The sequence below is a fragment of the Prevotella sp. HMSC077E09 genome (assembly GCF_001814685.1).
Taxonomy (GTDB): domain Bacteria; phylum Bacteroidota; class Bacteroidia; order Bacteroidales; family Bacteroidaceae; genus Prevotella; species Prevotella oris.
Window position 1 is genome coordinate 15,784 of the sequence record NZ_KV817574.1, and the last position, 683, is coordinate 16,466.

The following is a 683-nucleotide window of genomic DNA, read 5'->3' on the forward strand; positions in this document are numbered from 1 at the left end:
TTATAATTGAACCTTATTGGAATTGAAATTGATTAAGTGCCTGCTGTCCACAGGCACACTTTGGTTATAATTGAACCTTATTGGAATTGAAATTAACTGCCCCAGCATCGTTTCGCTCATTTTGATAGGTTATAATTGAACCTTATTGGAATTGAAATAGGGCATGAATATCCACTTTTTCTCGCGCAGGTCGTTATAATTGAACCTTATTGGAATTGAAATGGGTATCAGCGTAACTATCAAGAAGGAGAAGAGAGTTATAATTGAACCTTATTGGAATTGAAATAATAGCCTGCACAGAGTGTAGCTACAAAAGACACGTTATAATTGAACCTTATTGGAATTGAAATCAGGAAAGGGGTGATATGTCTTTGTCTTATCTGATGTTATAATTGAACCTTATTGGAATTGAAATCCCGATAATCTTAATTAATAACGCTTAAAAGTATGTATGTTATAATTGAACCTTATTGGAATTGAAATGCCTGCTGCTGTCCCTGTGGCATGGTCATCAACACAGTTATAATTGAACCTTATTGGAATTGAAATTGTTTAGAGATCTTTTACGGTGTTAAACATTTCACGTTATAATTGAACCTTATTGGAATTGAAATAAGTCAGAAGTTTAGAATAATGCTTACCCCCGACAGTTATAATTGAACCTTATTGGAATTGAAATTTCT

1 CRISPR repeat array is annotated in these 683 nt (G+C 33.2%).

Annotation, left to right across the window (positions count from 1 at the left end):
- A CRISPR array of direct repeats spans positions 1–679; the repeat unit is 29 nt; unit sequence TTATAATTGAACCTTATTGGAATTGAAAT.
- Positions 680–683: the final 4 nt, after the last annotated feature.